Annotated in this window: 10 protein-coding genes; 1 reads left to right on the forward strand and 9 read right to left on the reverse strand. The window is 39.8% G+C overall.

Translation table 11 applies throughout. From position 1 onward, the window contains the following. Positions 1–58 precede the first annotated feature (58 nt). The 3 genes from mecA to ACH0QE_RS10105 all read right to left on the reverse strand — a co-directional run bounded on the left by mecA (position 59) and on the right by ACH0QE_RS10105 (position 2,629). The gene (gene mecA / locus ACH0QE_RS10095; RefSeq protein WP_415800565.1) at positions 59–730 is read right to left on the reverse strand and encodes an adaptor protein MecA; all 672 of its coding nucleotides are present in this window, start codon (positions 728–730) and stop codon (positions 59–61) included. Between the two features lie 498 nt (positions 731–1,228). Continuing rightward, positions 1,229–1,624, reverse strand: coding sequence for a transcriptional regulator SpxA (gene spxA, locus ACH0QE_RS10100; protein WP_079508109.1), 396 nt, complete (start codon positions 1,622–1,624; stop codon positions 1,229–1,231). A 435-nt stretch (positions 1,625–2,059) separates the two neighbouring features. Then, positions 2,060–2,629: a GNAT family N-acetyltransferase gene (locus ACH0QE_RS10105; RefSeq protein WP_415800566.1), complete on the reverse strand. Its 570-nt coding sequence runs from the start codon at positions 2,627–2,629 to the stop codon at positions 2,060–2,062. A gap of 210 nt (positions 2,630–2,839) precedes the next feature. On the opposite strand from ACH0QE_RS10105, the gene ACH0QE_RS10110 reads away from it, so the two are divergent. Continuing rightward, positions 2,840–3,025, forward strand: a complete 186-nt coding sequence (locus ACH0QE_RS10110) for a hypothetical protein (protein WP_415800567.1) — start codon at positions 2,840–2,842, stop codon at positions 3,023–3,025. A gap of 167 nt (positions 3,026–3,192) precedes the next feature. On the opposite strand, the gene ACH0QE_RS10115 is transcribed toward ACH0QE_RS10110, so the two are convergent. From ACH0QE_RS10115 to ACH0QE_RS10140, 6 genes are all read right to left on the reverse strand, one after another. After that, positions 3,193–4,392, reverse strand: coding sequence for a putative glycoside hydrolase (locus ACH0QE_RS10115; RefSeq protein ID WP_415800568.1), 1,200 nt, complete (start codon positions 4,390–4,392; stop codon positions 3,193–3,195). 190 nt (positions 4,393–4,582) lie between these two features. Beyond that, entirely contained in the window at positions 4,583–5,524 is a 942-nt protein-coding gene (locus tag ACH0QE_RS10120) for an ABC transporter ATP-binding protein (protein WP_415800569.1), read from the reverse strand. Positions 5,525–5,545: 21 nt separating this feature from the next. Beyond that, positions 5,546–6,580 carry an ABC transporter ATP-binding protein gene (locus ACH0QE_RS10125; protein WP_415800570.1) on the reverse strand — a complete coding sequence of 345 codons (1,035 nt, stop codon included), beginning with the start codon at positions 6,578–6,580 and terminating at the stop codon, positions 5,546–5,548. A gap of 18 nt (positions 6,581–6,598) precedes the next feature. After that, a complete protein-coding gene (gene opp3C / locus ACH0QE_RS10130; protein ID WP_415800571.1) occupies positions 6,599–7,627 on the reverse strand; it encodes an oligopeptide ABC transporter permease in 1,029 nt (342 codons plus the stop codon). Then, positions 7,627–8,556: an oligopeptide ABC transporter permease gene (gene opp3b, locus ACH0QE_RS10135; RefSeq protein ID WP_415800572.1), complete on the reverse strand. Its 930-nt coding sequence runs from the start codon at positions 8,554–8,556 to the stop codon at positions 7,627–7,629. The genes opp3C and opp3b overlap by 1 nt, the downstream gene beginning before the upstream one ends. 140 nt (positions 8,557–8,696) lie before the next feature. Then, on the reverse strand, positions 8,697–10,400 hold the full coding sequence (locus tag ACH0QE_RS10140) for a peptide ABC transporter substrate-binding protein (protein WP_415800573.1): 1,704 nt from the start codon (positions 10,398–10,400) through the stop codon (positions 8,697–8,699). Positions 10,401–10,432: the final 32 nt, after the last annotated feature.

The following is a 10,432-nucleotide window of genomic DNA, read 5'->3' on the forward strand; positions in this document are numbered from 1 at the left end:
GGCTATGCGCTGGAGCTGGATTAAAAAAGCCGATTTCATCTCTGAAATCGGCCTGCAATCATGAAAAATGCTTTCTTATGATACTAAACACGTCTTCTTCGATAATCTTATTACCGTATTCATCGAGACGGTGAATCGTAACTGTCGACTCCTGCCCATACTCTAAAAGAACGCTTAGTATATTGTCAATTTCTTCTTCATCCTCAAAATCCTGCTCAGGAAACTCAATGTATAAATAATACTTGTCATCATAGCTGTACAAGCTTGTTTTGACTCTGTCTATTCCCGGCCGTTTCGAAAGTGAGATGACATCTTCAAAATCCTTGAAATACAGCAGGAATTCTAAATCATCCTCGAAGGCCGGATCAGCATCATCAATCCCTTTTGGATTGAATTGGTGGTCAAGCAGCTCTTCGATTCGTTCATCGACTGGCAGGTCTTTCAATTTATCGTTTGGAAGCGGCAGTTCGAACTTGGGACCGTCCTTCGATAGCTGTGCCTTTGTCACTAAAACTTCCAGACCTTTTTCCAGGGCCTGAACCTGGATCCATAAAGGACCTTCAACTGCAAACTCTTCCTCGGCGTGGACTTCATCCATCATCTCCCAGAAAAGCTCTTCGCTGCGGTCACGGTTATACCAGATTTCCTCCCGGTCAAACCCGCGCTCCTCTATATCCATATATGAAATATAGAACTTAACCGTATTCTCATTAATACGCTCGATTTCCATTCGCTTTCTCTCCCTTCCAGGCAAAAATTTGAAGGGACTAAATACCCCCAAAAAAGCAGTTGGTCTTTATCATTACCCTTAATAAATAAGCCTAAATCACCTTGATTTACAAAGGGGCTTTGTAAAAAGAAATAAACGATCTTGTACTTTATTTTATGTTATATTAAGCCATTTTGGAAACAAAATATACACCCATTTTTTATAAAAAGCTCAAGAATGATCTTGTCTGAGAGCAGATTACCTGTTGAACATATTGTAAGGATACACGAATGCGCTGGTATTATCGCAGGATTCTCTTTTCTTCTGCTGCAGTCAACCAAGTTACCCCAAAAGTGATCGGTCTTAACATATTATAATTTTAAAGTATTCTTTACATTTTAGCAGAAAAGCAACAATAGTTCAATTTGTCTGCACGGCCAGGCGAACATTTGGAAGGGATTCATCCATGAAAAATAAAAAGCCCCCAAAAGGGAGCTTTGATAGCAATAAAGTTTAAGTTTAATTTACTAAACGCTGAGCCTCGCGCAACTGGAATGTACGTACTTTGCGCGGCAGGAATCGTCTGATTTCGTCTTCATTGTATCCAACCTGCAGGCGCTTTTCATCAATGATGATCGGACGGCGAAGCAAGCCAGGATTTTCTTTGATAACCTCAAACAGTTCCTGTAGAGGCATGGTTTCCAAATTCACATCAAGCTTTTGAAAAGTCTTCGAACGGGTAGAAATGATCTCATCCGTTCCATCTTCAGTCATTCGAAGAATTTCCTTTATTTCATCAATAGATAAAGGCTCTGAGAATATGTTTCTTTCCGTATATGGAATCTCATGTTCTTCTAGCCATGACTTTGCTTTTCTGCAAGAGGTACAACTTGGTGAAGTGTATAAAGTGACCATTGGTAATTCACACTCCCTTAGATTTACTTATATATTATTTGCTTTAAATGAGCTGTCATTTCTTAAATAATAATAAGTTTAATTTTATAATTCATATTGTTTATTATACACCAAGGATTAAATAAAAGGTATCCCTTTTCATAATTTATTCCGGGTATTTATGTAAGGATATTTTACTCTCCTCTATATATAACGAACGAAATTGAAAAAAGTTTCAATATAATTTATATTTTTCATCACCCTCTGATCTAATCTATATAAATATTCGTACAATTCCACCTGTTTGTGTCCGTTAGACTTTCATTTTCATAATTTAATTATATTTACCCGATTGCAAAAGACTTAAACCTTTTTATTTGAAAAAAGTTTAATTCTCAATTACTTAAGTAAAAATGAAAACGCAACCATGTAAGAAACACTGGTTGCGCTTGTGACTTAGATGTCCTGTAGCAAATCATCCCGTTTATCTTCCACAGTCAAGACTTCCTCAACTGGCTGGTAAGATTCTCCGTAAAACTTTTTATCTTTATAAGTATGAATCATTTTGTAAGTCTTCTTCATTGCTTCATATACTAAATCCTCTGAAGACTCGTCTGGAGACCAGTAAAGGATTTCCATCTCGTTAATTTCCTTCGTTGCTAGCGAACGACGTCTGTAACCAATCGTCCTAGCGTGTTCGAAGCCTTCACGTTTGTAAAAACGAAGGCGTTTTTCCGTATCTGTATCCTCATAGTTTACTGGTTCAACCTCAAGGATAATCGGCTTGCCCTTTTCCTTCAGTTTCTCAATCAGCTTATGGCCCAGACCCTGACCGCGCGTCGTCTTAGAGACAAAAAGGTAATCGATGAAAACAAAATCATCTGTTTCAACGTACATGAGGACATGTCCGGGACCTTCATCCTTATGGTAAATCTCTGGTCTTTCTTTTAAAAGTGTTTCCATATGTTCCTTTGACTTCATTTCCTCAATCGGGAAATACTGATTTAATTTCTCATACCAATGCATTGCTTATCTCCTTTTTATTTTTATTCCTTCCTGATAAGCACCCAGCTTTTCTTATATAATCATGATCATAATACTTGTATTATTTTTTCTTGATAAAGTTCTTTTAATACACCGGCAATTCTTTTAAAATAAAGATGTACGGGGATCATGAATTATATTTATCACAAAATCACTATCCAGACTTAGTGAAAAAAAAGGTGGAGGTTTATCATGGGCGGTTACATAATGGATTTAACTATCGTTGCTTTACTGATTGTGGGAATTACCGCGACAATTGGTGTGATTACCAATGGAGTAGGAACCAAATTCTTTAGTGGAAATAAAAGAAATGAATTTGTCGATCAATCAACTAGTTTGCAAACTGGTTGGAAAAAAGTCGGCGGAAGCAAGAAGTAATCCACATCCCAACTGTTATTATAACTTATTTTCATATCTATAATCTAATGATATGAAAAGCCTGAAATGATTTTAACTCATTCCAGGCTTTTTATATAGTATCAGAAAGTTTTCCACTTCAAAAAATTGTCCAGCTCCAGCGCCTAACCCCTCGATACGCTTCGGTCCTATGGTGTGTAATCAACATTTGGTGAGTATCTGTTGCTTGCGTTCCATAATAAATATTCGTTTATTCCCTGATCCTTCAAGGCCCTGATTTGGTCTTCGACTTCCTTTTTCCCGTATACAAGGTAATTTCCACTGCCTAACCAGGAGGCTGTGAAATCCTGAAGCCAAGGACGTGATACTGGCGGGTTCTTTAATTCAGCAAGTTTCTGTTTTTCCATTTTTGCATATTCCTGAACGAGGCGGTATGGCTCTGTGTCAGGCTTGGCAATCCCGAAATAAGAAGTCCAATGACTTGGATAAATCATCGAAGAGATGACGTCCACATTCTCGGAGATCTTCGAGAAGTTCTGCCCTATTCCTGGAGCTTCGGGAAGTGTTGCCGTATAACCAAAGATATCAACTGATACTTTAACATCGTATGGCTTTAATTCCTTTCGGGCATATGCTACAAAATCGGTAACTGCTTTAACCCGTTTTTGTATATTATCCATTTCAAGATCTTTATAATCTCCCATCGAATATTGAAGTGTGTCATCCCTATTTTCGAATCCCTCAGGGAAACGAACATAATCAAACTGGATTTCCTGGAAACCCATTTTCGCTGCTTCGATTGCAATTTGAACGTTGTAATCCCAAACTTCTTTAACGAATGGATTTACGAACGATTCTCCTCTGCCATTTTTCCAAACCTGATTCCCTTCCTTAAATGACCACTCAGGCTTCTCATTTGCCAAAGCTGTATCTTTAAAAACTACTACCCTTGCGATAGGATAAATCTGTTTTTCTTCCAAAGTTTTCAATAGTTTTTTCGGATCTTTAATATAAGGCTTTCCAATCTCTTTAAAAGGAGAATCTTCATCGGGTTTGTATGTAAGATATCCGTGGTCTTCTTTAATATCAATTACCATTGCATTTAAATCGGTGTCATCAATAAGTTTTGTAAGACTATTAAACCTCTCTCCTCCAGCTGAGTTCCCTGTTACATAAATTCCCCTTACAGCATCAGGATATTCAAATGTATAACCTGAATCGAATTTGAACCTTGGCATCTGCTTTGGTATCTCTCTAACCAATGATTGATGTTCCCTGACCGGTAGTTTTTCTGTTTCATGTGCTTTCGTTTCTGCGAACACTGTACCTCCTGCTTGTGAAAAAGAGGCAGCCAATAATGCTGCTGCTGCGATTTGTTTAAACTGCATAAACACCTCTCCTTTCAAAACGTATGCCAACTCTAAATAGTAGCTTTCTTTATAATATGAATCTATAATTCTATTTTACCCACTTTCGACAGATTTAGATATTATAGATTAATTTTTTAAATGGAATTTTTTACCTTAACCCTTTTTATTAAGCAAAAAAAAACGATCTCAAAATAAGAGATCGTTAAATTTATTTGACATATTGCTGCTGATATTGCTTCAGTTCTTTTTCAGAGCAATACACATAGTGGCCTGGAGCAACTTCTCGCATCTTCACTTCTTCGCCGTCTGCATACTGATGCACATTCGGATCATAAGTTTTACGTCTGCGAGTGCGCTCAGATTCAGGATCCGGAAGCGGGATCGCAGAAAGCAATGATTGTGTGTATGGGTGAAGCGGATTTTTGTATAGTTCCTCAGCAGTAGTTAGCTCAACCAGCTTTCCGAAGTACATAACACCAATTCGGTCACTGATATATTTTACCATTGAAAGGTCGTGTGCGATAAACAAGTATGTTAAACCTTTTTCGCGCTGCAATTTCTTCATCAGGTTGACAACCTGCGCCTGGATGGAAACGTCTAATGCGGAAATAGGTTCGTCTGCAATAATAAATTCCGGCTGCACGGCAAGAGCACGTGCAATTCCGATACGCTGCCTTTGTCCACCTGAAAACTCATGAGGATAACGGTTAGCGTGTTCTTTGTTTAAGCCAACTGTTTCAAGCAGTTCATATACCATTTCCATTCTTTCTTGCTTGCTTTTTGCCAGGTCATGAATATCAATGCCCTCGGCAATAACATCAGAAACTTTCATCCTTGGATTCAAGGATGCATAAGGATCCTGGAAAATCATTTGCATACTTCTGTTGAATCTCTTCAAATCTTTTTTGTTCTTCTTGCCGTGAACGTTTTCTCCCTTGTAAAGGACCTCTCCATCTGTTGCTTCATAAAGCCTGATGATTGTTCGGCCAGTCGTGGACTTGCCACAGCCTGATTCTCCAACCAATCCAAGAGTTTCTCCTTTAAAGATATCAAAAGTAATTCCGTCAATCGCTCTTACTTCATTAGGTTGCCCCATATTGAAGTACTGCTTCAGATTCTTTATTTCAAGAAGCTTTTCTCTATTTTCCATCAGCCAGTCCTCCTCCTACAGTTATTTCGTGCCCATGAATTTTCGCATTCTGCTTTTCACAGCTTCCGGCGGTTCTACCTTAGGAGCATCTGGATGCAACAGCCATGTAGCAGCATAATGTGTATCAGACACTTTAAACATTGGAGGCTGTTCTTCTAAGTCAATTTGCATTGCATATTCATTACGAGGCGCAAAAGCATCACCTTTTGGCGGATGCAATAAATTTGGCGGTGTACCAGGGATTGCGTAAAGTTCCTCTTCTTTAGCATCCAGGCTTGGCATTGAGCTGATCAATCCCCAAGTATATGGATGTTGCGGATTGTAGAAGACTTCATCCACCGTACCGATTTCGACAATTTTACCACCATACATTACTGCCACACGGTCAGCTACGTTAGCAACCACACCAAGGTCATGGGTAATGAAAATGATTGAAGTGTCAATTTTTTTCTGCAAATCTTTCATCAGTTCCAATATCTGCGCCTGGATCGTAACATCCAACGCCGTTGTAGGCTCATCAGCGATTAGAACCTTTGGATTACATGCCAAAGCTATTGCGATAACAACCCTTTGTCTCATACCGCCTGAAAATTGATGCGGGTATTGCTTGATACGTAATTCAGGTTTCGGGATACCTACAAGCTTCAAGAGTTGAATTGCACGTTCCCTAGCAGCTGATTTACTCATATTTTGGTGCTTGATCAAAGGTTCCATGATCTGCTTTCCAACAGCCATTGTTGGATTTAAAGAGGTCATTGGATCCTGGAAAATCATCGAGATATCCTGTCCACGGATTTTCTGCATTTGCTTGTCGGACAATTTTGCTAAGTCTTTGCCTTCAAACAATATTTCACCTTGCTTGATTTCGGAATTTCCTGGAGGCAACAATTTCATGATTGCTTTAGTCGTTACTGATTTTCCTGATCCCGACTCACCGACTATTGCAAGGGTTTCTCCCTTTTTCAAATCAAAGTTCACACCGCGGATCGCTTTAACTTCGCCCGCGAATGTATGGAAGGATATGTTTAAATCCTTAACTTCTAATATGTTTTCCATAATACATTCACCTGCCCCTTAATCGCGCATTTTCGGATCAAGCGCATCGCGCAATCCGTCTGCCAGCATATTGAACGTAATCATGATGATACTGATGATAACAGCTGGAATTATCATCTCATGTGGGTGCAATCTTAGCACTTTAAAACCTTCATCAATCAATGTACCGAGAGATGCATATGGATCCTGAAGACCAAGTCCAATAAAGCTTAGGAACGCTTCAAAGAATACCGCATTTGGAATCGTGAACATTGTATTGATAATGATGACTCCAGCAAGGTTTGGCAATAAGTGTTTAGAAATAATTTTGCCATCGCTGTTTCCGAGGGTTTTAGAAGCGAGTACAAATTCCTGTTCCTTAAGCTTAAGCGTCTGGGCACGTACCACACGGGCCATACCAACCCAGCCTGTAATCGTAAGGGCAACCGTAATGGAAATAATACCCGGCCGCAATACAAGGATCATCAAGATAACGACAATCATTAGCGGGATACCAACAAGGATTTCCGTGATCCTCTGCATGACATTATCCAGGCGCCCGCCAAAGTAACCAGAAATAGCACCGTAAGCAACACCAATAATCATATCAATAACGGCTGCAAGGAAGGCAATATAAAGTGAAATTTGAGTACCCTTCCATACACGTGTAAATAAGTCACGACCTAGCGCATCCGTACCAAACCAATAGTATTCATCAACTTTTTTAACTTCATACATATCGATTTCTTTACCGGCCTTGTTTGTCTTCATACCATCAAACGGAAGCCAGCTGATATTTTCTAGTCCCTGGATTTTAGGCGGTAAATTGTTATGACTCACGTTTTGAGTGTCAAATTCTTTACCACTGATAAATGGACCAACGAATGCCATTATGATAACCAACGCCATAACGATTAAGCTTACAAGCGCACCCTTATTTTTACGTACGCGCATCCAGGCGTCCTGCCAGAAGGTTAAGCTTGGCCTGTTAATTTCCTCACTCTTGGCCGAATCGATTTCCGCCGGCCTAAAACGATCTTTTGGAATGTTTGATTCAAAGTCAGCCATTACTTATTACCTCCAGACAGCCTGATACGTGGATCGATTATTCCGTACAGAATATCCACTACTAGGATGATTACTACAAATAATGCAGCAAATAAAATGGTTGTTCCCATGATAACTGGGTAATCATTTACTGTAATAGATTTTACGAACTGTTCACCAAGACCAGGGATCGCAAAAATCTTCTCGATTACAAGTGAACCAGTCATCAATGAAATTGCTAAAGGTCCTAAAACCGTTACTAACGGGATTAGCGCGTTTCTTAAAGCATGCTTAAATGCAATCTCAAAGAAACTCGCACCTTTAGCTTTTGCAAGCATGATATAGTCTGACCCTAACACTTCAATCATTTCAGTTCTCATGAAACGGGCAGCAATCGCAATTGGCAACATGGAAAGTGCGATAGTCGGCAGGATTGTATACTCAAATCCACGCCAGAAAAGCACTGGGAACCAGCCTAATTTTACACCAACAAAATATTGCAGTAATCCTGCAAATACGAAGTTAGGAATAGACTTACCCAAAACTGCAATAAAAGTAGAGCTATAATCGACCCATGTATTCTGTCTTAATGCCGCGAATATACCAAGAACAATTCCTAGAATTGTTCCAAGGAGCATCGCCTGGGCACCTAATTGCATGGATGGCCCTAAACGTTTAAACATCAGTTCAGTTACCGGTGTGTTATTAAACTGAAAGGAAATACCAAGATCTCCTTGCAGCAAGTTGCCAATATACTTAGCGTATTGAACAGGTACTGGCTGATCTAGACCGTATTTTGCCTTCATGATTTCCATCTGTGCAGGACCCAATTTATTCGCACTTGCAAAAGGCGTACCAGGAATGATTTTCATTAAGAAAAATGTAAGGGACGCAATGATGAAAAGAGTCAAAAACATATAAAGTACCCTTTTTAACAGGTATTTTGCCATATGGGTGCACCTCCTGTATTATTTCAATTTTCCCTATTGTTCGACAAATGCTATACAGGGAAAAAGAGAGTATATCTAGATATACTCTCTTTCTATCCTCAGAATTATTACACTCTGAAATAAGAAACTTCTTTAAGTTTTTATTCTTCGCCTTCGATTGTTACCCACTGGAATGAGTAGTCAGGACCGTAGTTGTAGATCGCAAGACCTTTAACATTCGGGTTAAGAAGGATGTTAGCTGCACGCTGATAAACAGGTGCTATACCAGCATCTTCTTCAAGCATGATTCTTTCAGCTTCTTGCTGTGCTTCCCACTGAGCTTTTTCGTCAGTAGCAAGTTTGCCTTGAGCATCCTTAATCAACTGATCGTATTTCTTATTTGAGTAACCCATTCTGTTGCTTCCGCCATCAGTGATCCAAAGGTCAGTGAACGACAATGCGTTACCGTAGTCAGGACCCCATCCTGCGAATTGAAGATCGTAATCCATAGCGTTGTCACGCTCTAGACGTACTGCAAAAGGAACGCTTTCTAGATTGATTGTTAAACCAGGAAGGTTTGTTTCTAACTGGTTCTTGATGTAAGCATCAGTTTTCTTAGCTGCTTCAGTGTCTCCACCAAGGTAGCGAAGTTCTAATTTGTCTACGCCAAGATCCTTTAGACCTTGTTCCCAATACTTCTTAGCTTCTTCAGCATTGAAAGAGATAAGGTCGCCATGCTTTTCACGGAAATCTTCACCATCAAGTGTTACGAAATCTTTTGGTACAAAGTAGTTAGCTGCAACTGAGCCGTTGTTCAGGATGCTCTTTGCAAGGTCTTCTTTATTGAAGCCCATTGCGATTGCTTTACGGATGTTTACATTAGCAAGTGCTTCGTTCTTCTGGTTCATTTTGATCCAGAATACAACAGCTTCCATCCAGCTCATCATACGCTCGTCGCCTTCGTATGAAGGAACGATATCAGAAGAAAGCAATCCAGTCATATCTGTTTCGCCAGCTTCGAATGCGTTTACAGCAGAGTTAGAATCTTTAACGACGTTTACAGTGATCTTTTCAAGTTTAACTTGATCAGCGTTGTGGTAATTAGGGTTTTTAGCAAGTACCCACTCAGTAGCGTCAGTACCTTCCCATTTTTCCATTACGAATGGACCGTTGTAAAGTAAGTTTTCAGCATTGCTTGCGTAAGCATCGCCTTTCTCTTCAACAAACTTCTGGTTTTGCGGATAGAATGTTGGGAAAGCGAAAAGGTCTTGCCAGTAAGCAATTGGTTTATCAAGTGTAACTTCTAGAGTCTTGTCGTCAAGTGCTTTAACACCAAGAGTAGTTACATCATAAGGCTTTTCAGCAGCACCAGCTTCAGTGATTTCTGCAGCACCTTTGATTTTGCCACCCATCATGTAAGGACCATATGGAGAAGCAGTCTTAGGGTCGATAGCGCGCTGCCAAGCATACACGAAATCCTGAGCTGTTACAGGCTCGCCGTTAGACCATTTTGAATCAATTAGTTTGAAAGTGTAGACAAGGTTGTCATCACTGATTTCAGGCTCGCCATCTGCAAGTGCAGGAACTGGCTTGTGGTTCTGGTCAAGGCGGTAAAGACCTTCACCTACGTTGTTTATGTAAGTGAAACTTGTAGAACCTTCAGCAAGGACTGTGTCCATTGTTGGGATCTCGGAAGAATCCAACATTCTTAATTCTTGTGGTACGTTAGCAGTTTCTCCAGTTGTACCTTCGCCATCTTCTGGCTTTTCGTCTCCAGCTTTGTTATCTCCGCCGCTACAAGCAGACAGGATTAACGAGAATACTAGAGTCAAAATCAATAGCAATGAAAATTTCGACTTTTTCAAAGTTATGCCCCCTCTTTATTATTGTTTTCTGA

It is taken from the genome of Mesobacillus sp., from assembly GCF_047739415.1.
GTDB lineage: Bacteria > Bacillota > Bacilli > Bacillales > Cytobacillaceae > Mesobacillus.

Excerpts from the sequence above, each read along its gene's own strand:
- mecA (WP_415800565.1), bottom strand. The coding sequence starts at position 730 with ATGGAAATCGAGCGTATTAATGAGAATACGGTTAAGTTCTATATTTCA.
- spxA (WP_079508109.1), bottom strand. The coding sequence starts at position 1,624 with ATGGTCACTTTATACACTTCACCAAGTTGTACCTCTTGCAGAAAAGCA.
- ACH0QE_RS10105 (WP_415800566.1), bottom strand. The coding sequence starts at position 2,629 with ATGCATTGGTATGAGAAATTAAATCAGTATTTCCCGATTGAGGAAATG.
- ACH0QE_RS10110 (WP_415800567.1), top strand. The coding sequence starts at position 2,840 with ATGGGCGGTTACATAATGGATTTAACTATCGTTGCTTTACTGATTGTG.
- ACH0QE_RS10115 (WP_415800568.1), bottom strand. The coding sequence starts at position 4,392 with ATGCAGTTTAAACAAATCGCAGCAGCAGCATTATTGGCTGCCTCTTTT.
- ACH0QE_RS10120 (WP_415800569.1), bottom strand. The coding sequence starts at position 5,524 with ATGGAAAATAGAGAAAAGCTTCTTGAAATAAAGAATCTGAAGCAGTAC.
- ACH0QE_RS10125 (WP_415800570.1), bottom strand. The coding sequence starts at position 6,580 with ATGGAAAACATATTAGAAGTTAAGGATTTAAACATATCCTTCCATACA.
- opp3C (WP_415800571.1), bottom strand. The coding sequence starts at position 7,627 with ATGGCTGACTTTGAATCAAACATTCCAAAAGATCGTTTTAGGCCGGCG.
- opp3b (WP_415800572.1), bottom strand. The coding sequence starts at position 8,556 with ATGGCAAAATACCTGTTAAAAAGGGTACTTTATATGTTTTTGACTCTT.